The sequence below is a fragment of the Microseira sp. BLCC-F43 genome (assembly GCF_041929235.1).
Classification (GTDB): Bacteria; Cyanobacteriota; Cyanobacteriia; order Cyanobacteriales; family Aerosakkonemataceae; genus Microseira.
Genome location: NZ_JBHFNP010000024.1, coordinates 1 through 23,373, shown reverse-complemented (window position 1 = coordinate 23,373; position 23,373 = coordinate 1). Strand labels below are relative to the sequence as shown.

Annotated in this window: 22 protein-coding genes and 1 pseudogene; 16 read left to right on the top strand and 7 right to left on the bottom strand. The window is 46.8% G+C overall.

Going from position 1 to position 23,373, the window contains the following annotated elements; all coding sequences use genetic code 11:
- Positions 1-60 precede the first annotated feature (60 nt).
- Positions 61-921: a class I SAM-dependent methyltransferase gene (locus ACE1CM_RS03555; protein ID WP_374876035.1), complete on the bottom strand. Its 861-nt coding sequence runs from the start codon at positions 919-921 to the stop codon at positions 61-63.
- 154 nt (positions 922-1,075) lie between these two features.
- Between ACE1CM_RS03555 and deoC the strand changes: the two genes are divergently transcribed.
- From deoC to ACE1CM_RS03535, 4 genes are all read left to right on the top strand, one after another.
- Positions 1,076-1,768: a deoxyribose-phosphate aldolase gene (gene deoC / locus ACE1CM_RS03550; RefSeq protein WP_374876034.1), complete on the top strand. Its 693-nt coding sequence runs from the start codon at positions 1,076-1,078 to the stop codon at positions 1,766-1,768.
- Positions 1,769-1,834: 66 nt separating this feature from the next.
- Positions 1,835-2,680 carry a DNA repair protein RecO gene (recO, locus tag ACE1CM_RS03545; RefSeq protein WP_374876033.1) on the top strand — a complete coding sequence of 282 codons (846 nt, stop codon included), beginning with the start codon at positions 1,835-1,837 and terminating at the stop codon, positions 2,678-2,680.
- On the top strand, positions 2,664-4,301 hold the full coding sequence (locus ACE1CM_RS03540) for an MFS transporter (protein WP_374876032.1): 1,638 nt from the start codon (positions 2,664-2,666) through the stop codon (positions 4,299-4,301). Before recO ends, ACE1CM_RS03540 begins: the two co-directional genes overlap by 17 nt.
- Before the next feature lie 164 nt (positions 4,302-4,465).
- Positions 4,466-5,614 (top strand): glycosyltransferase family 4 protein, encoded by a 1,149-nt coding sequence (locus tag ACE1CM_RS03535; protein WP_374876031.1) that lies wholly within the window; start codon positions 4,466-4,468, stop codon positions 5,612-5,614.
- A gap of 1 nt (position 5,615) precedes the next feature.
- Here the strand turns inward: ACE1CM_RS03535 and ACE1CM_RS03530 are convergent, their stop codons facing one another.
- Complete coding sequence (locus ACE1CM_RS03530) at positions 5,616-5,891, bottom strand: hypothetical protein (protein ID WP_374876030.1); 276 nt, start codon at positions 5,889-5,891, stop codon at positions 5,616-5,618.
- 346 nt (positions 5,892-6,237) lie between these two features.
- Here ACE1CM_RS03530 and ACE1CM_RS03525 point away from each other — a divergent pair, with 346 nt between their 5' ends.
- Complete coding sequence (locus ACE1CM_RS03525; RefSeq protein ID WP_374876029.1) at positions 6,238-7,920, top strand: iron uptake porin; 1,683 nt, start codon at positions 6,238-6,240, stop codon at positions 7,918-7,920.
- 236 nt (positions 7,921-8,156) lie between these two features.
- Complete coding sequence (locus ACE1CM_RS03520; protein ID WP_374876028.1) at positions 8,157-10,904, top strand: C2 family cysteine protease; 2,748 nt, start codon at positions 8,157-8,159, stop codon at positions 10,902-10,904.
- 285 nt (positions 10,905-11,189) lie between these two features.
- Here ACE1CM_RS03520 and ACE1CM_RS03515 read toward each other — a convergent pair whose 3' ends face one another.
- Positions 11,190-12,179: a transposase gene (locus tag ACE1CM_RS03515; RefSeq protein ID WP_374876027.1), complete on the bottom strand. Its 990-nt coding sequence runs from the start codon at positions 12,177-12,179 to the stop codon at positions 11,190-11,192.
- Between the two features lie 185 nt (positions 12,180-12,364).
- On the opposite strand from ACE1CM_RS03515, the gene ACE1CM_RS03510 reads away from it, so the two are divergent.
- From ACE1CM_RS03510 to ACE1CM_RS03485, 6 genes and pseudogenes are all read left to right on the top strand, one after another.
- Positions 12,365-14,071, top strand: a complete 1,707-nt coding sequence (locus tag ACE1CM_RS03510) for an ABC-F family ATP-binding cassette domain-containing protein (protein WP_374876026.1) — start codon at positions 12,365-12,367, stop codon at positions 14,069-14,071.
- A gap of 324 nt (positions 14,072-14,395) precedes the next feature.
- The gene (locus tag ACE1CM_RS03505) at positions 14,396-14,881 is read left to right on the top strand and encodes a helix-turn-helix domain-containing protein (RefSeq protein WP_374876025.1); all 486 of its coding nucleotides are present in this window, start codon (positions 14,396-14,398) and stop codon (positions 14,879-14,881) included.
- Between the two features lie 93 nt (positions 14,882-14,974).
- Positions 14,975-15,460 (top strand): helix-turn-helix domain-containing protein, encoded by a 486-nt coding sequence (locus ACE1CM_RS03500; RefSeq protein WP_374876024.1) that lies wholly within the window; start codon positions 14,975-14,977, stop codon positions 15,458-15,460.
- Between the two features lie 41 nt (positions 15,461-15,501).
- Positions 15,502-15,828: pseudogene (locus ACE1CM_RS03495) on the top strand (ATPase domain-containing protein); the annotation flags it as partial.
- Between the two features lie 79 nt (positions 15,829-15,907).
- Positions 15,908-16,381, top strand: a complete 474-nt coding sequence (locus ACE1CM_RS03490; protein ID WP_374876023.1) for a helix-turn-helix domain-containing protein — start codon at positions 15,908-15,910, stop codon at positions 16,379-16,381.
- Between the two features lie 148 nt (positions 16,382-16,529).
- Positions 16,530-16,883, top strand: a complete 354-nt coding sequence (locus tag ACE1CM_RS03485; RefSeq protein ID WP_374876022.1) for a hypothetical protein — start codon at positions 16,530-16,532, stop codon at positions 16,881-16,883.
- An 11-nt stretch (positions 16,884-16,894) separates the two neighbouring features.
- On the opposite strand, the gene ACE1CM_RS03480 is transcribed toward ACE1CM_RS03485, so the two are convergent.
- Positions 16,895-17,059 carry a ribbon-helix-helix protein, CopG family gene (locus ACE1CM_RS03480; protein ID WP_374876021.1) on the bottom strand — a complete coding sequence of 55 codons (165 nt, stop codon included), beginning with the start codon at positions 17,057-17,059 and terminating at the stop codon, positions 16,895-16,897.
- A gap of 411 nt (positions 17,060-17,470) precedes the next feature.
- Entirely contained in the window at positions 17,471-17,626 is a 156-nt protein-coding gene (locus ACE1CM_RS03475) for a plasmid partition protein ParG (RefSeq protein ID WP_374876020.1), read from the bottom strand.
- A 191-nt stretch (positions 17,627-17,817) separates the two neighbouring features.
- Here ACE1CM_RS03475 and ACE1CM_RS03470 point away from each other — a divergent pair, with 191 nt between their 5' ends.
- Entirely contained in the window at positions 17,818-18,234 is a 417-nt protein-coding gene (locus ACE1CM_RS03470) for a hypothetical protein (protein ID WP_374876019.1), read from the top strand.
- Between the two features lie 91 nt (positions 18,235-18,325).
- On the opposite strand, the gene ACE1CM_RS03465 is transcribed toward ACE1CM_RS03470, so the two are convergent.
- Positions 18,326-19,708 carry a cytochrome P450 gene (locus ACE1CM_RS03465; protein WP_374876018.1) on the bottom strand — a complete coding sequence of 461 codons (1,383 nt, stop codon included), beginning with the start codon at positions 19,706-19,708 and terminating at the stop codon, positions 18,326-18,328.
- Between the two features lie 595 nt (positions 19,709-20,303).
- On the opposite strand from ACE1CM_RS03465, the gene gpmI reads away from it, so the two are divergent.
- The 3 genes from gpmI to ACE1CM_RS03450 all read left to right on the top strand — a co-directional run bounded on the left by gpmI (position 20,304) and on the right by ACE1CM_RS03450 (position 23,136).
- Positions 20,304-21,902, top strand: coding sequence for a 2,3-bisphosphoglycerate-independent phosphoglycerate mutase (gpmI, locus tag ACE1CM_RS03460; protein WP_374876017.1), 1,599 nt, complete (start codon positions 20,304-20,306; stop codon positions 21,900-21,902).
- A 161-nt stretch (positions 21,903-22,063) separates the two neighbouring features.
- Positions 22,064-22,297, top strand: a complete 234-nt coding sequence (gene secG / locus ACE1CM_RS03455; RefSeq protein ID WP_374876016.1) for a preprotein translocase subunit SecG — start codon at positions 22,064-22,066, stop codon at positions 22,295-22,297.
- An 11-nt stretch (positions 22,298-22,308) separates the two neighbouring features.
- Entirely contained in the window at positions 22,309-23,136 is an 828-nt protein-coding gene (locus ACE1CM_RS03450; RefSeq protein ID WP_374876015.1) for a peptidase, read from the top strand.
- A gap of 30 nt (positions 23,137-23,166) precedes the next feature.
- On the opposite strand, the gene ACE1CM_RS03445 is transcribed toward ACE1CM_RS03450, so the two are convergent.
- Positions 23,167-23,373 (bottom strand): hypothetical protein (locus ACE1CM_RS03445; RefSeq protein ID WP_374876014.1); only part of this gene is annotated, 207 nt, incomplete at its 5' end.

Here is a 23,373-nt window from a genome sequence, read left to right as displayed (position 1 = left end):
TGCTTTTGCCATCCAAGACTTCAGGGGCAGCAAAAGCCCCTTTTTTCAGGTGAGGTCTAATTAAAGCACCTTCACTTTTTCACTCACTGTGTTAGGGATATGAAATTTCAGTTTAGTTCGTTCTTTTCTGATTGCTAAGGTAGTCTGGTTTTCTTTGAAAGAAGGAAATAACCCAAATACAAGCTTATGCAGTTGCTGCTTCAGCGTAGGCTGTTTCATACTATCCACTATACTGAAGTAGTATTGGCGTTCAATTTCATATCCCAGTGGTGTCAGCATCTCTATTATTTCAGCTCCTGTATATTCACGCCAGTGTCCGTTCACAATCAGAAGATCGTTAGGATCTAACTGCTTGAAATAGTCATCTATTGGTTGGAGCATTGAGTGGCCCAAAAGAAATTTTAATCGATTGCGATAATATGCTAAGTTAGGTAAGGAAAGGTAAAAAAGAGAGTTAGGAGTTCCGATTCGATTAATTTCTTTGAGCAAGGGGAGAGGATTAAAATTGAGATGTTCGAGGACCTCACACATAATTATTACATCAAAACGTTCATCGTTAAATGGTAATATGTAGTCCTGAAGTCTCACCTCAGCCATTTCAATTCCGTAACGACCAAATCGTTCTTTTTGCTCGGACATCGACATATATTCAGGAATATCCGCTGCACAAACGCGAAAGCCAAGCTTAGAGAGACATATACTGACAATTCCGAAGAAGGCACCAATTTCTAAAACTGTCTCTACCCGATGCTCTTCGGCAAATTGAACAATATCTTTAATGGTCCGAACATATTCGTGCCGATGTGCTACAAGATATGCGGAATTTTCCGAATAATTCTTCTTAATCCCAAAAGGATCGAGTTCAAAAAATTTAAATTCTTCTTCCATTATAGAATTAACAAGTAAATCAATATTATTCATCGCCAAACCTCAATTGGTTATCAAAACACAAAGTAAAGTTTACAGATCGCAATTTACCCAAATGAAGAATATTTGGGGGATTTCACAGGTCTGTTTTTTTGCATAAGCTTGGTTATAAATATACACCATTTCCACGCTCGCTGGGAGAAAAACAATGGCTACAAACCAGCCAGATATTGATATTGCGCCGTTGATCGAACATGCGCTGCTCATCCCCACCGCCACCCCAGAGCAAGTGCAGCAGTGGTGCGAAGAAGCGGAGCGGTATAAATTCGCAACGGTGTGCCTGTATCCAGTCCACGTGCGCCAAGCCGTTGAGTTACTCCACAACAAGAAACCCAAAGTTTGTACGGTAATTGGTTTTCCTTCGGGTGCGACGACAAGCACCGTAAAGCTCTACGAAGCGCAAGAAGCCGTGGAAAATGGAGCAGAGGAACTGGATGTGGTGATTAACCTGGGTTGGTTGAAAACCGGGAAAACCAAGGAACTGCACCGGGAAATCGCCGAAATTTGCGCGGAAACTGGGAAAATTGTGAAAGCGATATTAGAAACCGCTCTATTGACAGAGGCAGAAAAACGACTGGCGGCGGAAATATCTATGGATGCAGGGGTAGCGTTTTTGAAGACTAGCACCGGCTGGTCAACAGGCGCCACCGTGGCAGATGTAAAACTCCTGCGGGAATTGACCAGAGGCAATATCGGCATCAAGGCATCCGGGGGAATTCGCACCTTAGAGCAAGCGCTGGATTTAGTTATGGCGGGTGCCACTCGACTAGGAACCTCGAAAGGGCCAGATTTAATCCGTCAACGCGATAATCTGGATAAGGAGGTAATCGGTAATGGGTAATGGGTAATCGGAAAAATACTTGCCAATTGCCAATTACCAATTACCAATTACCAATCGCCCAATCTCATGAGTCGCACGTACAAAGCAACCGGAATTAATCTCAAGAGTATGCCCCTGGGCGAGTATGACCGCCTGCTGACGATTTTGACGCGGGAATTTGGTTTAATTCGGGTGGTGGCTCCAGGGGCGCGCAAGCACCTGTCAAAGTTGGGTGGAAGGAGTGGGCTGTTTGTGGTAAACGAGTATCTGGTAGCCAAGGGGCGATCGCTCGATAAAATTACTGAAGCAGAAACATTAGAATCCTACCCAGCTCTTAGTACCGACCTGCTGAAACTCTCAGCGGGTCAGTACCTAGCCGAAGTCGTCATCTACCACGCCTTGAGCGAACACCCCCAAGAGGAAATATTTTACTTGCTCAGCGAACATCTAAAACGGTTAGAGCAGTTGCCCAAAACAAGTGGTGACCATCGCCCATACTTAGTTTTGGCTCACCTAGCTCAAGCAGTTTTCCACCTGCTAGCCAATGCCGGAATTGCCCCCCAAGTAAAGGCTTGTTGCATCACCAAGTCCCCCCTAGAGCCAGATTTGAGGCAGCCAAACTGGCGCGTCGGATTTTGCCCCTCATCGGGTGGAACGATAAAAAAAGAGGGGGAAGCTTCCTCTCCCGTCTCCCAACTCCAACTAAACGCCACCGAGTTGACATTGCTTCAGCAGCTAGCTTCCCGCTCCCTGCCTCAGTTACAACCAAATTTAAGCCAGCAGGAATCTTCCTACTTAAGCTGGCTTTCCGTAGAGCGGATTTTGCGTCACTATACTCAATATCACTTTGGGCGGATAATTCGCTCTGCCGCTTTGATAGATAACTATTTTGACTCCCTGCCGACTTCAGAGCCTCATGCTGCAACAGTCTGATCCCGATTTAAAAACAAATGTTTGCTCCCCAAGCCACAAAAGCAACTCCCATCCAGCAAGAGTAGCTTCTGGTGCCACACCGACAAACTATCACACCAAGGTTGACCAAACTGGGCGTTCTCGCGCTGACTCAAAACCAAGCAATCCCCCTCCCAGTGGGTCATCCCAGGCTATCAAGAGCCATTTTGAGCCAGCTTCCGTCTCGCAACCGGGGGAGGTGTCAAAAGAAATACAAAGGGAAGATACACTAGACACCAGCTTATCCCCAGAAACTACCAACGGCGCTGCGACACCCCCGAAAATTCCGCTTAGCGCTCAAAACGAAGCCGCGCCAGAACAGGGATTTTTGCCGGTGCTGAGAAATCGTAACTTTTTAGCGCTCTGGAGCGGTCAGGTATTTTCCCAACTAGCAGATAAAGTATACCTGGTGCTGATGATCGCGCTGATAGAAAGCCACTTTCATAGCGGCGATCGCACGATCAGTGCTTGGGTATCGGCAATTATGATCGCTTTTACCATCCCAGCGGTACTGTTTGGTTCCCTCGCCGGTGTATTTGTAGACCGTTGGTCGAAACGCGCCGTCCTGGTGGCAACCAATCTTTTACGCGGTGGCTTAGTAGTCGGGGTTCCCCTGCTGCTGTGGCTTTCACAAGGATGGGGAACCATCTCCGGACTGCCAGCAGGCTTCTACCTGCTACTATTGGTGACGTTTTTGGTTTCCACCCTGACCCAGTTTTTTGCCCCCGCAGAACAAGCCGCAATTCCGCTAATTGTAGAACGGCGACACTTGCTCTCGGCAAACTCGCTCTACACCACCACGATGATGGCATCGGTGATTGTAGGATTTGCCGTAGGTCAGCCTGTATTAGACCTGGCGGATAGTTTGATGGCTTCCGTGGGTATAGGAAATGGCAAAGAATTAATCGTAGGTGGGAGTTATGCGCTCGCAGGTGTATTACTTTTACTGCTCAAAACCAACGAAAAAACTAAAAGCGATCGCGAAGCTCCTCATATCCTAGAAGACCTACGGGACGGACTGCGTTACCTTAAACACACTCGCCGCGTCCGTACTGCACTAATCCAATTAGTGATTTTATTTTCCATATTTGCCGCCTTATCCGTTCTGGCGGTTCGCCTCGCCGAAGTGATTCCGGGACTTAAACCTTCCCAATTTGGCTTTTTAATGGCAGCAGGGGGCATCGGTATGGGCGTTTCTGCCGCAATTTTAGGTCACTTCGGTCAGGGAGTTTCCCATACCTGGCTGAGTTTAGTTGGCTCTAGCGGCGTCGCAGCCGCGCTGATCGGTCTGGCCTTACTGCCACACCAACTGTGGATCGTACTGCTGTTGGTGATGCTTCTGGGAGGCTGTGGCGCCCTCGTTGCCGTGCCGATGCAGACAACCATCCAAAAAGAAACCCCGCCGGAAATGCGCGGTAAAGTATTTGGGCTGCAAAACAACGGGATTAACATCGCCCTCACCTTACCATTGGCTTTAGCAGGCGTCGCCGAGACATTGTTTGGGTTACAAGCAGTTTTTCTGGGATTAGGGGCGGCGGCGATCGCAGGAGGACTCCTAACCTGGTATATTTGCCGTACAAGCTCCAACGTCAGCAAAAGCTGATAAATATGGCTAATGGCTAATGGCTAATGGCTAATAGCTAATGATATTACTTGTCAAAAGTCAACCGCGACAACTGACAATTACCCATTAGCAATTAGCAATTAGCAATTAGCAATTACCCATTACCAATTACCCATTACCAATTACCCATCACCAAGACTTGAATGCATATCGCTTGGCTTGGAAAAAAATCACCCTTTTGCGGCAACGTTACCTACAGTCGGGAAATAACCAACGCTCTGCTAGACAGAGGACATAAGGTTAGTTTCCTCCACTTTGCTACTGACGAATCCGACCCGGAAAATTGGCCTGAGTGTCAAGAAGTTTCCCTACCCTTCTTGTATAAATCTCAGGTTTATACAATTCCTACACCAAAATCGGGCAAAGTTTTGATGGACTCTTTGCGAGACTTAAAGCCAGATTTGGTACATGCTTCGTTAACGCTTTCGCCGTTAGATTTCCTCCTCCCAGAAATCTGCCAAGAGTTAAATTTACCTTTAGTAGCAACCTTCCACACTCCCTACGCCCGCAAGGGAGCCAAACTCAAATCGGGAACGCAACTGCTAGCCTATCAGCTCTACGCCCCCTTTTTAGCTAACTACGATCGCGTCATCGTCTTTAGCGAAATACAGCGAGAACTGTTGGCGAAAATGAGCGTACCGCCAGCGCAGGTAGCGGTAATTCCCAACGGAGTAGATGAACAAAAATATTCCCCCGGACCTTCTCAATTTAAGTCAGAATTGCCAGCAGAACGCATTTTTGTCTACCAAGGGCGCATAGCCTTAGAAAAAAATGTAGAAGCTTTGCTCAAAGCTTGGCAGAAGGCAAAAATGGGGCCAGAGTGTAAATTAGTCATCGTCGGCGATGGCCCAACTCGCTCCTCATTAGAGCCATTTTACGACTCGGAATACGGCATCTTCTGGCTGGGATTTGTCGCCGACGAGCAGCGACGGATCGAAATTATACGGGGATCTGATGTATTTATTTTGCCTTCTTTAGTTGAAGGACTTTCCTTGTCTCTGTTAGAAGCAATGGCTTGCGGTCTAGCTTGCATCGCCACAGATGTGGGAGCAGATGGCGAAGTTTTGCAAGGGCAAGCAGGTGTAATTATCAATCCCCAGCGGGTGGTAACCGAGTTGCAAACGCTACTGCCTTTAATGCGAGAGCATACAGAATTTACCGCCCGCTTAGGACAAAAGGCGCGTCAGCGGATTTTAGAGCGTTACACCCTCAGCCGCAATATCGCTCAGTTGGAAAAACTTTATATCCAGGTATTGCAGCAACCTCGGCTTCAACTGAGTCGCCGCGTCTGATTTAACGGGTGAAGCTAAGGACCCTCAGGCGCTTGGTGTTGCTCCATTCTAGGTCTTCTAGTTCCCGGAGTGCTTTGGCGATCTGCATTTGGGCGTCTGCTACAAAGACTTGCCAGCAAGCTTCGCCAACTTTTTTATCGGCAAAAACCGCTATAACTTCGCGTTCCCAGGAGAAATTTTGCCAGCGATCGCCTATTTCTGGCACAAAACCATCCTCGTCAGCATATCTCTGAAGTTTAGCGCTGACGGCTCCCAGGGTTGAAATATGAAAGGCCATCGATACCACTCCTCACGAGCAAGGCCAAGTCCCAATCAAAGCACTCAACCCCAGATGTCTGCTCATGCTGAAGCGATTTAGGGTTGTGCTTTTCCTTTTATTTACGTCAAAAGTGTTTTGAATTCTGTATCGTCGTTACCTATTTGACCCTTTTGTCAGGGTTCGACGATATGGCAAAATTATCTGCGAGCGCAAATATTTCAGACTGGTGGAAATTAATCGAGCTACAATTCTTAATGTGCTTCGCCATACATCATCCCACAGTTGATGGTTAGCGAACTCAAAAACTACGAGGTGTTACCGGGTTCCGTATCCGTAAAACTTCAAAGGGTGTGAGGTAAAAAAAATGACCAGATATACTCATAGCGCTTGGTTGGTCAGTCCAGCTCTATTGGTTGCAGCGCTTTTGGTTAGTACGGGGGCAGCAGCAGCAGAAGAACTGTCGCAAAATATACCCCAAACAGGGGAAACCCAACTAGCCCAAGTGTCAGACCTACCTTTATCTGCTCCAGCCAATAGCAGTTTTGAGCAAAGCGACCCCTTGGGGCAAGTAACTTCCGTATCTCAGTTGACCGACGTAGACCCGACACACTGGGCATTTCAAGCACTGCAATCCCTCGTCGAGCGTTATGGGTGTATAGAAGGATACCCAGACCGCACTTACAGAGGCAACCGGGCGCTGACACGCTACGAATTCGCCGCCGGGTTAAATGCTTGCTTAGACCGGATTCAAGAACTAATCGCCGCAGCGGTAGCCGACTTACCGAGTAAAGAAGATATCGCCGCCATCCGGCGGTTGCAAGAAGAATTTGCCGCCGAACTCGCAACCCTGCGGGGGCGCGTAGACTCGCTAGAAGCACGCACCGCCAAACTGGAAGCGCAGCAGTTTTCCACCACCACCAAACTGACGGGAGAAGCAATTTTCGCCCTCACAGATTCATTTGGGGAAGATAACGACAACAATACAGTCTTTCAAAATCGAGTCCGGTTGAACTTAAATACCAGTTTTTCCGGTAGAGATTTGCTGCTAACCCGCCTCCAAGCTGGAAACGGCAATCCTTTAGACTTTACCAACACAAACAACGGCATCGAGTTTATTAACACGACTCGCGAAGGTTTTCAAGCGCATCAAGTGTTTGGCAATAACGGCAACGATATTGTTTTAGACACCCTGTTGTATTCAGTTCCGGTGGGGAATGTCTTCACTCTGACTTTGCTAGCAAATCGCGGTAGGTTTGAAGATTTTACCCCGACTTTGAACCCATTTTTAGAAGACTTTGATGGCGGTAGCGGATCGATTTCTGCCTTCGCCCAACGCAACCCAATTTATCGCATCGGCGGCGGACAAGGCATCGGGTTGAGTTTCAAACCAGCGCGGAGTTTAGAAATCACAGCGGGTTACCTAGCGCCTGAAGGATCGAGTCCGTTAGATGGAAGGGGTTTGTTTAACGGATCTTATGCAGCATTAGGACAAATTACTTGGACTCCTATCAGTCGTTTTGGCATCGCCGCTACCTACAATCGCGCTTACTTTGGTAGAAGAGAATTTGGGTTTGATAACGGCGCACTCAACGGCATTGGCAATGGTTTTACAGGCACAAATTTAGCCAACCTAATTGGTACTGGAAGTCCGGTTACTAGCGACTCGATAGGCATTCAAATGGCGGCGCGCCTTCATCGCCACGTTCAACTAAATGCTTGGGCGGGTTATACCAATGTACACCTGATCGATGACGATATCGATGGCAAAATTTGGAATGGTGCTGTTGCTTTAGCATTCCCCGATGCAGGTAAGCGAGGAAATGTGGCTGCACTTGTTGTGGGAGTAGAACCTTATCTGACCAATCTTGATGAACTCAATGATTTATTTAAGGATGATATTCCTTTTCACGTTGAAGGCTTCTACAAGATTCAAGTGACAAATAACATCTCTATTACTCCTGGTGTAATCTGGCTCACAGCGCCTAATCAAGATGCCGATAATGATGACATCATCATCGGTACAATCCGAACCACATTTAGGTTCTAACGCAAGTTGCTAATTGCTAATTGCTAATTGCTAATTGCTAATTGGCATCTGGCTAATTTAGCATTTTTCCTGACATAGCGATTAGCCGCAGGTTCTAGAATAGATAGATTTTGGATGCAAGGATTTTGGATTGCAACCGAAGTTTTGTTTAATCGAAAAAATCTAAAATCTGAAATATAAAATCTGAAATAGCAAATTCATCGCTCAAAATTAACGAAAAAGGAAATAATTGAGTCATGACCGATAACCGCTTTTTAGGAGAGCCAAAATTTTCTGAGTTCTCCAAGATTTTTGGTTTGCCAGAACCCCCCACTGCTGGGGAAACGCCAGATACGGCGTTGAATCTGGGGAATCTTAGCAGGAATCGCACTGTTGGCGGTTTTGTGGGGGATGCAGAACCGTTTGATTTTTATCGCTTCAGCGTCGATGGATTGAGTAATTTCGTGTTGAATATGAATAACCTGAGTGCAGATGCAGATGTATATCTGTACCAGGATGCTAATAACAATGGCGAGATCGAAGTTGATGAGCTGATCGGTAGTTCTGAAAATGCTGGAACTGAGGCAGAACAACTCGACATTCTTTTAAATGCGGGTAATTATATTGTTTCCGTCGAGCAGTTTGAGGGGGATACTAACTACAGGTTGAACTTACAGGCAACGCGCTTGAATGACCCACCAGATCGAGCTGGTAATACCCTGGGTAATGCTCGCGATTTGGGCATTTTGGGTGTGGATGTCAGATTGAGCGATTTTGTAGGAACTGCTGATACCAATGACTGCTATCGCTTTACCATTGACAGAGATAGCCGTTTCGGAGCTTACTTAACTGGCTTAGCTGCTGATGCGGATATAGAACTGATTCAAGACATCAACAACAATGGGTTGGTGGAAGATAATGAAGTGCTGGATTTCTCCGAAGGTGGGGAAACCGAAGCAGAATATCTGAGTGTGGGAAGATTGGCATCGGGGACCTATTATGCGCGGGTGTCGCAATTTGAGGGCAATACAGCTTACCAGTTGGGGTTGTTCGCCGATCCTGACAGCGCGATCGCACAAGAAGTATTCCGTACCATTAGCGGCAATCAAACGATTCAGGAGACGTTAGAAAGCAGCGATTCAGACAATCGGGATCGGGTTGGCAGTTTCGCAGATGAATATCTGCTAACTGATGTTAGAGCTGGTCAGGAAGTAACGGTTAACCTCAATTCGAGCGAGTTCGACACTTATATCCAAGTAGTAAATATCATCACCAATGAGTTGATTGTCGAAAATGATGATGTCTCGGATGACAACACTAACTCTAGGCTGACTTTTACCGTAGAACCCGATGCAGAGTACGCGATTCGGGTAACGAGTTTTGACCAAGATGCCGAAGGCGTGGGGAATTACACGCTAACTACTAGCACCAGTAGCCCGATTGTAGGTGCGATCGCTCCCGATCAAACTATCAATGGCACATTAAGCAAGACCGATTTGCGAGATGCTGGAGACGAAGGTAGCTTTAGCGATGACTATCAGTTAAACGGAATTAATGCGGGTGAGATAGTCCAAATTAACCTCAACTCGGCTGAATTTGATACTTACTTACAACTGGTCAATGCAGCGACGGGACAAGTTATTAGCTTTAACGATGATGCGAACCCGGATACAATCAATTCTCAGCTAACATTTACCGCCGCAGCTGGGGTAGAATACCTAGTTCGGGTGAGTTCTTACGAAAACGAAGTGACGGGCAATTACACCCTCAGCATTGCACCTCTGCTTTCGTCTGCTCCACCCGATGACACTCCATCTGATGTCACGCAATTTATTAACAACAACTTTAACGATCCGGGACTGCGAAACCTCACCCTGAACCTAGTCGCCGATGGCAGCTTAAATCGCAACGACTTGCTCAGTTTGTTCGATAACTCAGTTAGCGGCGATCGCATAGTCAGTGCTAATGAGTTGAGCGATTTCAAACTCATCGTTAACAACAGTACTCTGTTTAATGCTCCCGATTCTGTCCGCTACCTGACCAATCGAGTAACTCAAGATGCATCCCCCGATTTAGGTGCAGATGAATTTGAGTCGATAGTGGGTCGTTGGTTCCGGGGAACTGAAGCACCAACTGCCATATTCAATCAAGAAGCACGAACCGATACGGGTGAACCGGCTAAAGAGTTCCGGTTACAATACGCCGCTCTCTCTGGCCCGTTGTTTGGTATTAACATTGGACAACCAAGGATTGGTGACATTAACCAAGGTCAATTGGGCAACTGTGCCTTCTTAGCTGCTTTAGGGGCAACGTTTGCGCCGCAATTTGATAATGCGGGCAACCAAACCAGCGCTATCATCAACAACATGATTGTTGACAATGGCGATAACACTTACACGGTGCGCTTTTACAACGACAGAACGTTACAAGCTGAATACGTCACCGTCGATCGGCGCATCGCAGTAGCAACAGTTTCAGACCCAGATGCAGGCATCGAACCAGGAAACATATTTGGTGCCAACATAGCTGGAGAACAGTTAGATCCGCTTAACCCGACGAATGGTGCAATCTGGGTGTCGCTGGTTGAACGCGCTTATGCTCAATATCGACAAGATCCAAGCCAAACTGGTCAACCAGGGTTTAACGCTATTGGTAATGGTGATGGCGTAGCGCCGCCGCTGACTCGCATCACCGGACGACGCGCCACGCAATTTTCCACTGCCAATCTCACCTTCGAGCAAATCCAAACAGCTCTTGCTGGCGGTCAGTTGATTCAGGTAGGCACGCCCGAAGGTGTGAAGAAGACTACAGCGGGTTTGATTGTTGACACTCATGCTTATTCCTTAACCAATGCCTACGTCAATCAATCTGGCGAACAGCGGATTGTGGTACGCAATCCTTGGGGACGGGATGGTTATACCAGCCGAGACGATCGTGACGATGGATTTGTTGACCTGTCCTTCGACGAATTCAAGACCTACTTTGAAGACGCTGGTATCGCTTAATTTGTGAGGCGTAGAAACCGGGTTTCTCTAAATAATACCTTTGCCAATTTTCTGAAACGCGCCCCCAGAAACGCGCCCCCAGGCTTTAGCCTCTTGCTCACAAACAGAGCAACACCTTCGTGGGCTAAAATTTTTGAAGGCTGCTCTGGCAGCCAAAGTTTGTATAGCGACACCATGCGCGGGTGTCGAATGCAAGGCGAAGGTATTATCTAAAGAAACCCGGTTTCTCAATGCTGGCGGAAAACTTCTGCGATTAAATTTTAGTTTTCTGCCAAAAGTCGTCGCTTATTCCCCAGGTACAACCTCATCTAATACTTGCTGGAATTCTGCCAGCGAATTCATTACGATCGCTCTAGTAAAAAGACTTCGCAGTATACCCGAATCGTTTATCCCGTTGATGACATCGACAATAGAACTTGGTACTTCTCCAAACCGAATCTGTAGGAATTGAATGATATAGTTTCGACTCGCTTGGACAATGCCTTGTTCAATGCCTTGTTCAATTCCTTGCTCAATTCCTTCCTCAATTGCCAACCTTTCAATACTGGTTACGTAACGCATTCTATCTGCCTCCTCGTAACTTTTCACTACTTCTTTAAAACCACGAGCCAATGCTTCTGGCAATACCATTATCCAGTCGATAAACCGAAACAATTGCAGAACATCGTCCCGGCTATAGCCTCGTTCGTACAAACTTCTAACCAGGCTTACTTTCCACTGTAAACGACTCTCTGGGTTTTGTTGCGTTGCCTTAGTCTTCAAATGCGCCATCACCACCACCGCGAAGGGATTGGTGTTTTGTTCTAGACTTTCCCATTGCGCTTCGTAGTCCAAAATTTTCGCGGCGGGGAACTCTAAGCTGACGCGACATCCCCCTAGTTCGTAACCATAGCTTGAAGGACGCCAATTTGGTCGTTCGTCTGCCAAAACTGCCAAACTAATCACCCGCTGTTGATGTCGGTCAAATAGGCGGTAATTATATGTGTACATCCGCTTGGCAAACTCGGTATCATATCTGCCTTGGACTTCCACATGCACCAATACCCAAGCTTCTGCGCCATCAAGCAGCCAAACTTTCGCCACTTTATCTACCAAAAGCTTACCAATTTCTGCATCTGGTTCTAGCTGTTGCAGTTCTGTATCCAGAAATTCGTAAGGGCGCGTCCAATCGATGACAGTATAGGCTGAGGAGAAAAAGAACTCCAAAAACTGGGGAAAATATGCCTCTATCACCTCTTTCCAAGGACTATCGTAATCCGTGCGTTGCTCAGTCATAAATTCCTTAATTCTGGCAGCGGAATCATCTATCGTAGCGGGACGGTGTTGCCTCCCTATATTCAACCTGGATTAAATTTTGTTAAGATTGACTCTGGCTATGGAGCGCTAACCCCTCCCAAGTCAATTATTTATCCCACCTGCACACCTGCCCACCTGCACACCTGCTTCCCCGGAGATTCTGAATGCTGCGACTGGAACATATCTGTAAAATCTACCCTACTGGCGAAGTCCTCAAGGATGTTAACTGGGAAGTTAAAATTGGCGATCGCATCGGTTTAGTCGGCGTCAACGGTGCGGGTAAATCTACCCAACTCAAAATTATCGCCGGTGAAATCGAACCCACCGCCGGTGAAGTCATCCGTCCCGCCAGTTTGCACATCGCCTACCTGAATCAAGAATTTGACGTAGACCCCTGTCGCACCGTAAAAGAAGAATTATGGCGGGCTTTCGCTGCAGCGAACCAAGTCCACGAAGCTTTATCCCAGGTGCATCGGGACATGGAAACTGCCACGCCTGAACAGTTAGACAAACTGATCAACAAAATGGATAAGTTGCAGCGGCAATTTGAAGCCCTCGACGGCTATGGGTTAGAAGCCCAGATTGACAAGATTTTACCCGAAATGGGGTTTGAGACGGCAGACGGCGATCGCTTGGTCAGCGCCTTTAGCGGCGGCTGGCAAATGCGGATGGGTTTGGCTAAAATATTGCTGCAAAAACCCGATTTATTGCTCTTAGACGAACCGACGAACCACTTAGATTTAGAAACGATTGAGTGGTTAGAAAATTACCTCAAAGGCTTAACCACCCCGATGGTCATCGTTTCCCACGACCGGGAGTTTCTCGACCGTCTTTGCAACCAAATTGTCGAAACAGAACGGGGCGTTTCTACAAGTTATTTGGGGAATTATTCTGCTTATTTACAACAAAAAGAAGAAGCCAAAACAGCCCAATTAAGCGCCTACGAACGCCAGCAAAAAGAACTGGAAAAACAACAAGCATTTGTCGATAGATTTCGCGCCAGTGCCACGCGCAGTAATCAAGCGAAAAGTCGCGAGAAACTATTAGAAAAAGTCGAAAGAATTGAAGCGCCAATTTCTGATTTAAGAACGCTGCACTTCCGATTTCCGACCGCACCCCGCAGCGGTAGAGAAGTTGTAATCATTAAAGATTTGGTGCATACTTACGACGACAAGATTCTATTTTTAGGGGCGGAATTGTTAATTGAACGGGGCGATCGCATAGCCTTCCTCGGCCCCAACGGTTGCGGTAAATCTACCCTGTTGCGCCTGATTATGGGCATGGAAAAACCCTCGGAAGGCCAGGTAAAATTAGGCGATCATAACGTCATTACCGGCTATTTTGAACAGAATCAAGCCGAAGCTTTAGACCTGTCCAAAACTGTCATGGAAACAATTCACGATGAAGTGCCAGATTGGAATAATGAAGAAGTCCGCACCCTGTTAGGAAAGTTTCTATTTAGCGGCGATACTGTATTCAAAAAAGTTGAAGCACTCAGTGGAGGTGAAAAAGCCCGTTTAGCTTTAGCTAAAATGCTCCTGCGTCCAGCTAATTTATTAATTTTGGACGAACCGACAAACCATTTGGATATTCCCGCTAAAGAAATGCTGGAAGAAGCACTAAAAAACTACGACGGAACAGCAATTTTAGTGTCTCACGACCGCTATTTTATTTCCCAAGTGGCGAACAAAATTGTGGAAATAAGAGATGGGGAGTTTCGGGTTTATTTGGGAGATTATCACTACTATTTGGATAAAATAGCAGAAGAAAAAGAGCAGGCAAGGTTGGCGGCAGAAGCTGCCGAAAAAGCCGCCAAAAAAGCAGCTAAAGATGCTGCCAAAAAAGCCAAAGAAGCTGCTAAGCGGAAATAGTGTTAGCGATCATATCTCTGACAAAAATAGATCGGACGGGCAGGATGCCCATCCCACAAGAAAAAATGATTCTTGTGGGGTAGGCGGGCAGGATGCCCATCCCACAAGAAAAAATGATTCTTGTGGGGTAGGCGCGGGCAGGATGCCCATCCCACAAGAAAAAATGATTCTTGTGGGGTAGGCGTCCCGCCTGCCCCACAATTTTATCGGCAAAAAACTTTTGTAAGAGCTATCAGGCATTTGTCAGGTGAGTGCATCAGGGGTAAGAGTGTCAAATTTTGCTACCGTTGAATCTGTGAACTACATAGAAAAAAGACAAACAGCATGAGGGAGGGCAGCAAATACCAGCCACTCCTCGAATTTCTGCGCGGGAGCAATCAAAACGAAATTATCCTTTCCTTTGCTGAAATCGAGGCACTCATGAACGACACCTTGCCCGACTCAGCGAAGGAAAAACGTGCATGGTGGAGCAATCGCACCAAAGGCGCACTCCAAGCTTCAGCATGGATGGAAGCTGGATATCGCGTTGAGGATGTCGATCTGATCGAGCAGCGTGTTACATTTTGCAAACCTTCTAGCAATTATCAAGTTAAGCGCAAAGGTGACACGGTTCTTTGGAATGGCGTGCTAATCAAAGCCCTGCGCCGTCACATGGGGATGACACAGGCAGAGTTTGCCGAAAAGCTGGGCGTCTATCAGCAAACAGTTAGCCAGTGGGAGAAAGGAGCCTATGAGCCAACCCGCGCTACATCAAAGTACCTAACCTTAGTCGCCCAGCAGGCTGGTTTTAAACCGATCAACGGAGACTAGAGCAACATTGGCGCCTCCGAGATAACTGTTGGTTGTGTCAAATTTTGTTACGGTTAAATCTGTTAACTCTAGAGAATAAGAAAGACAAGCGACATGAGGGAGGGCAGCAAATATCAGGCACTCCTGGAGTTTTTGCGTGGCAGCAATCAAGAAGAAGTCACCCTAAGCTTTGCCGAAATCGAAGCGCTGATAAACGATCGCTTACCCAAATCAGCCAAAGAACAACGGGCATGGTGGAGCAATCGTACCAAAGGCGCACTACAAGCTGAAGCTTGGATGGCAGCGAGTTATCAGGTTGAAGATGTCGATCTGATCGAGCAAAGGGTTACATTTCGTAAATTTACGACCAACCATCAAGTACAGCGTCTAGATGGTAATTTGTTATGGAACAGCTACTCTATCAAATTGTTACGTCTCCATATGGGATTGACACAGACAGAGTTTGCCAAACAGCTAGGTGTGCGTCACCAAACAGTCAGCGAATGGGAACGAGGACTGTATGAACCGACTCGCTCAACGTCCAAACATTTGGATCTAGTAGCTGAGAAAGCTGGTTTCGCACCAGAAGAAGAAAGCTGAAGGTTTCAATTTCATTATTGACAATTTGCCGGTAACGTTATAACACGACCGCTCAGTTTATGGGGTCGCATTCGATTACAGATTCCCATATTTCTACAATTACAGATACGATTTTAATGCTGCAATATGTAGAAATTCGCGGCGAAATGTCGCGGGCGATTAACGTGTTTAAAATGCGAGGTTCCTGGCACGATAAAGGCATTCGGGAATATACCATCAGCGAACGCGGGGCTGAAATTAGAGATTCCTTCCGCAACTACGAGCGAATTATTAGCGGTTCTCCCTCTCGGATTACCGTGGATGAGAAAACTCAGTTGTCCCGCATTGTTAAGGGGGTTCAGGGTAAAACGGGAGATGAGGATGAATAGAGTGCGATCGCTAAGCAGGAGCCTCAAATTTTGCTACCGTTGAATCTGTGACCTACTACATAGAAAAAAGACAAACGGCATGAGGGAGGGCAGCAAATACCAGCCACTCCTCGAATTTCTGCGTGGCAGCAATCAAAACGAAGTCATCCTGACCTTTGCCGAAATCGAGGCGCTGATGAATGACACCTTGCCTAACTCAGCGAAGAGCAATAAAGCATGGTGGAGCAATCGCACCAAAGGGGCACTCCATGCTGAAGCATGGATGGAAGCAGGCTATCGCGTTGAGGATGTCGATTTTAATCAAAAGTGCGTAACCTTTCGCAAACCTCCTACTAGCTACCAAGTTCAGCGCGTCGATGGCACCGTACTTTGGAACAGTATGCTGATCAAAGCACTGCGTCTCCATATGGGACTCACACAGGCAGAGTTTGCCAAAACGCTTGGTGTGCGTCAGGCAACGGTTAGCCAGTGGGAAAACAGTGCTTATGAGCCAACCCTGGCTACATCAAAATATCTCACCCTAATTGCAGAGCAGGCTGGATTCCAAATCTGAAACTAGGGTATTTACATATTAAACCTTACCGAATATCATGCATATATATCGAACAAAATATTCGGTAAAGTATGAAAATTCATTGTAGCAAATCCCAAGCTGTATATTTTCCCGCTGACGGAATGCCTAGAAGTGAAGGAAAATAGCCATGCAACCTCTACGCCGCAGGATTGACCCCAAAACCTTTGTTATCACCCTCAGACAAGTTGCCAAATTCCTGAAAATCAGCCAAGAGCGGATTCTCAACTGGGAAAAATGGCATAACGTTTTATGGGTACATATTAAAGGAATTGGCGGTTACTTTGTCAGTTACCGCCAATTAGAGCAATGGATTGCCGCTTGTCGCACTCTGATTCGCTGTTGCTCAAGCTTAAGCACGCTTAACGAGCTTTGGCAGTCGATTTTGCCAGAAGAGGAGCGATATCAGGAAGATGCGATCGCGCGCCTCAAAACCATGTACCAGCAACGATATGCGGATTTATCGCTCCGTCAACAAACGTAATGCGATCGCATCTAAATTTTTCCTTCCTGTTCGGCTTTTCTAATGGCTTGCCTAATGATTAACAATGCCATTTTAGATAAAGACCGCTCTTGAGCATCTGCCAATTTTTGCAGAGCTTCTTTGTCTTGTTCATCCACGTAAATTGTTACCGTCACTTTAGCCATGTTATGAATCATACGCTTTACTGTGTGTTTTAACCTTAAATAAACAAACCCACACAGAAACACACAAAACCCGTGTATTTTTACTCAATTTTATCGAGGTTTTTGTTGACAAGTTTAAAGCTCAGTCGTATACTGCTATTACGCTTGTTTAGTGCGATATTTGTAACTCTTAAAGAGGCTGAAAACTCTTAAACAGGTGATACAAACTGACCATTAAACAGTTAAAAAATTAAGCGTAATCGTCAGATTAGCCCTAACTGGGGCTAAATGTAGACTCAAAATGTCAAAAGCCAGCGCTCAACTTTCCGACGGCTGACGCTGGCTTATGGCTCCAAAAATCAAAGGAGACTATAACAATGGTAGAACCGATTGGCGGTTTTTTAAGCGATCGCCCGCAAGGCTATCACCAAGCATTGTACGAGTCTACTTGTCTTCGCGCTGCTTTACATATTGCTCGATCAAGTTGGACAATACATCGTTCATGTTTCTGCCTTCCTTAGCACAAACAGCTTTGAAAGAGTTCCGCAACTCTTCGGGAATCGAGGTTTTTACTATGACTAGCTTTTGCTTTTCGCTCAATTTCAAGACCAAATATAACCTTTAGCCCTATTGTCTCATCTGGCTACGAAATATTTTATGGTACTTATGGGCTAAAAGTACTATACTTACCTTAAAGACCAAACGTACTCTCAAAATGTCAAAAGCCAGCGCTCAACTTTCCGAGGGCTGACGCTGGCTTTTGGCTCCAAAAATCAAAGGAGACTATAACAATGGTAGAACCGATTGGCGGTTTTTTAAGCGATCGCCCCCAAGGCTATCACCAAGCATTGAGCGATTTTGGCGTCTTGCAGCTACTATCGCGGATTGGGAATTATAGCGATCGCGATTTCGATGCCCAGCGGATGTGTCTAAAAGCACCAGAAATTCAAAGCATTGCCACGTTGCTAATTGAGCAGTTGTGTGTAAACGTCGAAGGCTCGGTACTTGCCAGTTACTTGAACATTGTCAGAAACCGCGAAAAATTGCAACGACCTTGGGCGATCGTGCAAATCTTGCCTCAGACCAAAACGCACCAGATCGCGCGTTTCGCCAACCGCCAAGACGCCGAAGACCATGCAAGATCCTTGCGGCGATATGTGCCAAATGGAGTATTTGAAATTGTGTTTGAGGCATCTGAATCAATTTAACAAGGGCAAGCTCCAATGCTTATCCCAGAAGAATTTCACATCTCTTGTGGGGTGGGCGTCTCGCCCGCCCGGTGTTCAATTTATTGATACTCTACAAAGATGCGGCTACTTCTCTTGATTCAGATTTAGGCGGGTTGCTGATTTGCTTGATCTGCACCTTTATTCCGTATTCAGGACGTAGGGTAATAGAGGGTTGAGGGACGATGGGGAATCCCGGCACTAACTCTAACTCGAATTGTTGCGCGATCGCAGCCAAAAGCAAAGTCGCTTCCATCTGAGCAAAACCTTTACCTATACAAATACGCGGACCATCGCCAAAGGGAATATAAACACCTCGCGGCAGTTGTTTTTCAAACTCATCTGTCCAGCGTTCCGGCATAAATTTTTCTGGCTGGTCAAAATACTTTGGATGTCGATGCATTACCCATTGACTAATCATCACTGTTGTGCCTTCAGGAATCGAGTAATCGCCAATTGTGGCATCCCGTGCGGCTTCGCGCCCAAACATCGCGACGGGAGGATAAAGACGCATCGATTCTTTAATGATTTGGTCGGTATAGCGCAAGCTTTTAATATCAGCTACAGTTGGCAACTTGCCTGACAAAACTTGTTTTAGTTCCGCTTGCAGTTTCTCTTTAACTTCGGGATGTTGAGCTAACAGCATCCACGTCCAACTAAGGGCATTAGCGGTAGTTTCGTGACCTGCTAACATGAGGGTTGCAACTTCATCGCGCAACAGTTTATCATCCATTTGCTGACCCGTTTCTTCATCGCGGGCTTCGATTAGCATTGAGAGCAGATCGTTTGTTTTTTCGGTGCGGTTGCGACTGTGGCGAATCAGGTTGTAAATTGCTTCGTCCATTTGGGCGATCGCATGGCGATACCGAATATTTTCTGGTCTGGGAAACCATTCCCACACGAGGAAATTTTGCCTGCGCTTGCTCTCAAACCAATGCATCGCCACATCCAAAGCATTCGCGACGACTTGAGCTTCTCGATTATCCACATCGGCGTTGAAAATACACTTCATCACAATTTGCAAAGTCAGGCGCATCATATCTGCGTGAATATCGCGGACTTCGCCGTCTTTCCAAGTTTGCAACATCCTAGCGGCGTATTCCACCATAATTTCGCCATAGGCATTAATCCGCTTTTGCTGAAATACAGGTTGAGCAAGACGACGCTGCCAAAACCAAGATTCTCCCTCAGCAGTTAACAACCCTTCACCTAAAAGCGTTTTTAAGACGCGAAATCCCCTACTTTTAATAAAAGCGTCCCGCTCTTTTAGCACTTCTTCAATGTAGTCAGGATTAAATAATAAGCAAACAGGTGTGAGTCCCAGACGCAAAGGTACAATATCACCATAATCGCGACAACGCTCTAGAAATCCTAACGGATCTTGTCCCAGGTCTAGCAAATTACCAACAATTGAGTTACCCTCTGGTCCTGGTAGTTCAAACACATCCTGAGTCATAGAGAAAAGCCTCCGCTGCCAACTGCTTTAAGAAATAATTGCTTCTTGAATTGAAGTCCTCATCACAAAGAGAGATTTGGTAGGAGATATTTTTGTCAATTCAGATCTGGCATCAGTCTCCCAACCCGCCCGGAAATAAATTTCAAAGGCTTTTAGCTCAAGTCGGTTAAAACCGACTCAATGCCATCAAACCAGTTTGTTTTAACGGTCTGGCGCTGCTCGCTGTGGGAATTTATTCCCTGGCGGGTTATTAGATTGGTGCAACATCTCAATCAAATGACTTATTCGATACACTAACATCCTGAAGAATTCCCTACTGCCGTACTAGAGCGCTTTCTGAGAAACAATTTAAGAACGAGTAAATTTAGTAAACTAATATTGAGAATGTTCTAGATTTAACAAGGCTCAAGGGAAGAACCAGGAGGTAAGCGACTGAGAAATGGTCAAGCATTCCCGATAAAAAAGGGTTTGTGGACTGGTAAAACACTCCAAGGGGTAGATATAAAAGCTAAGAAACTAGGTATAACCTGAAGTAAGAACCCCAAAGTGGGTGGTATCATTTCCGAAGTAAGACTTGAACAAAGGGCGATTTAGTATGGCGCAAGCGCCTGTTTCTCCAGTAGTGCTAATAATACTGGATGGCTGGGGTTACCGAGAAGAAACCGAAGGAAACGCCATAGCGGCTGCTAACACACCCGTAATGGATAGCCTCTGGGCAGCCTATCCCCACACGCTGATCCGCACTTCCGGGAAGGCTGTGGGGTTACCAGAAGGCCAAATGGGTAACTCGGAAGTCGGACACCTAAATATAGGCGCAGGCAGAGTCGTCCCGCAAGAATTAGTTCGGATTTCGGATGCTGTGGAAGATGGCAGCATACAAAGTAACCCAGCGTTGGTGAAAGTTTGCCAAGATGTGAAAAGTCGGGGAAGCAAGCTGCACCTGATGGGATTGTGTTCGGACGGTGGGGTGCATTCCCATCTAAGTCATCTACTGGGATTGCTAGATCTCGCCAAAGCATGGGGAATTTCCCAAGTGTGCGTTCACGCGATTACCGATGGGCGGGATACCAATCCCAAAGAAGGCGATCGAGCGATTCAAAAGATTCAAGACCACATCGACAGCATCGGTGTAGGGCGTATCGTTACTATTAGCGGTCGCTATTACGCGATGGATCGCGACAGACGATGGGATCGGGTTAAACTTGCTTACGACTTGATGACCCAAGAAGGCGAAGGCGATGGACGTTCTGCGGTTGAGGTTTTACAAGCTTCTTACGCAGCAGGGGTGACGGATGAGTTTGCGATCCCGACTCGCATTGCACCGGGTGCAGTAGAAGCGGGAGATGGGATTATTTTCTTTAACTTCCGCCCAGATCGAGCGCGACAGTTAACGCAAGCATTTGTTAGTTCAGATTTTACCGGGTTTGAGCGCAGTCTTATCCAACCCCTGACCTACGTTACCTTTACTCAATACGATCCAGAATTTCCCGTATTGGTGGCATTTGAACCCCAGAACCTGACAAATTTGCTGGGAGAAGTCATTTCCCAGCAGGGTTTAAAGCAGTTACGCACCGCAGAAACGGAAAAATACGCCCACGTTACCTATTTCTTCAACGGCGGTTTAGAAGACCCATTTCCAGGAGAAGATCGAGAATTAGTGCAAAGTCCGATGGTGGCGACCTATGATAAAGCACCCAGGATGTCTGCCGAACAAGTGACCGATGTGGCGATCGCCGCCATCGAAAAACGCATATACTCCCTAATTGTCATCAACTACGCTAACCCAGACATGGTGGGACATACAGGCATCTGGGAAGCCACCATTAGCGCCTTAGAAGCCGTCGATCGCAGTTTGGGACACCTGCTAGAAAGCATTATTAAAGCCGGGGGAACAGCGATAATCACCGCCGACCACGGTAACGCCGAATACATGTGGGACTCTCAAGGCAACCCCTGGACAGCGCACACAACCAACCCGGTTCCCTTTATCCTGGTAGAAGGCGAAGGGGTGAAAATTCCCGGATACGGCACCGAAGTCAACTTGCGAAGCGATGGTCGTCTGTGCGATATCGCTCCCACCATCTTAGAAATTTTACGACTACCGCAACCGGCGGAAATGACAGGTAACTCGATGCTGCTACCAGCAGAATTTCAAGTCAAACTGAATCGAACCCCCGTGCGTCTTTCTCTATAATTGGGTAATGGCTAATGGCTAATGGCTAATGGCTAATAGGAAAAAAGAAAAGAAACAGGACAAGGGAAAACAGAAATTAACTTCCCTCTACCCCAGTCCTTCTCCCAATTAGCAATTAGCAATTAGCAATTACCCATTACCCATTACCCATTACCAAACCCATGACCATCACCAACGTTGTAGAAATTATTTGGGCAATCTCTGCTTTAGGTATAGTTATTTTAGTGCTGCTGCACAGTCCCAAAGGCGATGGAATTGCAGCCATTGGGGGACAAGCGCAGTTGTTTAGCAGCACTAAGAGTGCAGAAACCACCCTCAACCGCATCACTTGGACGCTGACAGCCATTTTTATGGGTTTAACTGTGGTTTTAAGTGCCGGTTGGTTACCTAAATAGTTAGGTTGAGAATGGGGCGGTTATCGATCGCGATCGCACTAGCCATCAGCACCGCCGTTTTATGTTTGGCAGCGGATAAATTAGCGGCAATTCCAGCAAATTTACCCCCCCTCCAACAACATCCCGTGCCGTCAACCCTGGTACAATGGCAAGATTCAACCAATAGCGGCGATTATTTTTCTGCTGTAAAACCGACGGAAGTCGGTTATTTAGTTTGGTCGGATTTCCCCGTAAAAATCTACCTAGAGCCAGCTACAAGCCTGTCTGAGCCGCATTCACGCAAGGGTAGCGAGGCAGAGCCTCTGGGATCTCGTTCCCAGGCTCAGCCTGGGAACGAGTTAGGGAGGCTCTGCCTCCTGAGTCCGAAGCTGAACTCTGATGCGTCTCAAGCATGGGTTGACGCAGTGTTACAGGCGGTGCGGGAGTGGGGGGTATACTTGCCTTTGCAGGTGGTTAGCGAGGCTGCTGGGGCGGATATTGTGGTAGTGCGATCGCGCCCTCCCCTCCAAGCATCTTTTAATCGCAATACCGGACAATTTCAAATCGAACGTGCCCGTTCAGCAGAAGCGCGTTACGAATTATACATTCGCCCATCAGGAATTTTATCGCACCGATTTACAATCAATTTAAATCCTAACGCTTCACCACAATCGATCTTAGCCAGCGCCCGTCACGAACTCGGTCATGCATTAGGTATTTGGGGACACAGCCCGTTAGAAACAGATGCGCTTTACTTTTCCCAAGTTCGGAATCCTCCCTTAATTTCCCCCAGAGATATCAACACTCTCAAGCGGATTTACCAACAGTCAACGCGACTAGGATGGCATTTACCAGAATAAAACCAGCCGTCAAAATGTAGGGACAAGGCATCAATAAGCTTTGCCCAAAACGCGAAGGTTTTCTGCTGCCGTGTCCCGACCGCCAATTTTGATTGTCATGTAGGGACAAGGCATCAATAAGCTTTGCCCAAAACGCGAAGGTTTTCTGCTGCCGTGTCCCGACCGCCAATTTTGATTGTCATGTAGGGACAAGGCATCAATAAGCTTTGCCCAAAACGCGAAGGTTTTCTGCTGCCG

What these genes read in the sequence shown, in the direction of transcription:
- ACE1CM_RS03555 (WP_374876035.1), bottom strand. Translation starts at nt 921, where the DNA reads ATGAATAATATTGATTTACTTGTTAATTCTATAATGGAAGAAGAATTT.
- deoC (WP_374876034.1), top strand. Translation starts at nt 1,076, where the DNA reads ATGGCTACAAACCAGCCAGATATTGATATTGCGCCGTTGATCGAACAT.
- recO (WP_374876033.1), top strand. Translation starts at nt 1,835, where the DNA reads ATGAGTCGCACGTACAAAGCAACCGGAATTAATCTCAAGAGTATGCCC.
- ACE1CM_RS03540 (WP_374876032.1), top strand. Translation starts at nt 2,664, where the DNA reads ATGCTGCAACAGTCTGATCCCGATTTAAAAACAAATGTTTGCTCCCCA.
- ACE1CM_RS03535 (WP_374876031.1), top strand. Translation starts at nt 4,466, where the DNA reads ATGCATATCGCTTGGCTTGGAAAAAAATCACCCTTTTGCGGCAACGTT.
- ACE1CM_RS03530 (WP_374876030.1), bottom strand. Translation starts at nt 5,891, where the DNA reads ATGGCCTTTCATATTTCAACCCTGGGAGCCGTCAGCGCTAAACTTCAG.
- ACE1CM_RS03525 (WP_374876029.1), top strand. Translation starts at nt 6,238, where the DNA reads ATGACCAGATATACTCATAGCGCTTGGTTGGTCAGTCCAGCTCTATTG.
- ACE1CM_RS03520 (WP_374876028.1), top strand. Translation starts at nt 8,157, where the DNA reads ATGACCGATAACCGCTTTTTAGGAGAGCCAAAATTTTCTGAGTTCTCC.
- ACE1CM_RS03515 (WP_374876027.1), bottom strand. Translation starts at nt 12,179, where the DNA reads ATGACTGAGCAACGCACGGATTACGATAGTCCTTGGAAAGAGGTGATA.
- ACE1CM_RS03510 (WP_374876026.1), top strand. Translation starts at nt 12,365, where the DNA reads ATGCTGCGACTGGAACATATCTGTAAAATCTACCCTACTGGCGAAGTC.
- ACE1CM_RS03505 (WP_374876025.1), top strand. Translation starts at nt 14,396, where the DNA reads ATGAGGGAGGGCAGCAAATACCAGCCACTCCTCGAATTTCTGCGCGGG.
- ACE1CM_RS03500 (WP_374876024.1), top strand. Translation starts at nt 14,975, where the DNA reads ATGAGGGAGGGCAGCAAATATCAGGCACTCCTGGAGTTTTTGCGTGGC.
- ACE1CM_RS03490 (WP_374876023.1), top strand. Translation starts at nt 15,908, where the DNA reads ATGAGGGAGGGCAGCAAATACCAGCCACTCCTCGAATTTCTGCGTGGC.
- ACE1CM_RS03485 (WP_374876022.1), top strand. Translation starts at nt 16,530, where the DNA reads ATGCAACCTCTACGCCGCAGGATTGACCCCAAAACCTTTGTTATCACC.
- ACE1CM_RS03480 (WP_374876021.1), bottom strand. Translation starts at nt 17,059, where the DNA reads ATGATTCATAACATGGCTAAAGTGACGGTAACAATTTACGTGGATGAA.
- ACE1CM_RS03470 (WP_374876019.1), top strand. Translation starts at nt 17,818, where the DNA reads ATGGTAGAACCGATTGGCGGTTTTTTAAGCGATCGCCCCCAAGGCTAT.
- ACE1CM_RS03465 (WP_374876018.1), bottom strand. Translation starts at nt 19,708, where the DNA reads ATGACTCAGGATGTGTTTGAACTACCAGGACCAGAGGGTAACTCAATT.
- gpmI (WP_374876017.1), top strand. Translation starts at nt 20,304, where the DNA reads ATGGCGCAAGCGCCTGTTTCTCCAGTAGTGCTAATAATACTGGATGGC.
- secG (WP_374876016.1), top strand. Translation starts at nt 22,064, where the DNA reads ATGACCATCACCAACGTTGTAGAAATTATTTGGGCAATCTCTGCTTTA.
- ACE1CM_RS03450 (WP_374876015.1), top strand. Translation starts at nt 22,309, where the DNA reads ATGGGGCGGTTATCGATCGCGATCGCACTAGCCATCAGCACCGCCGTT.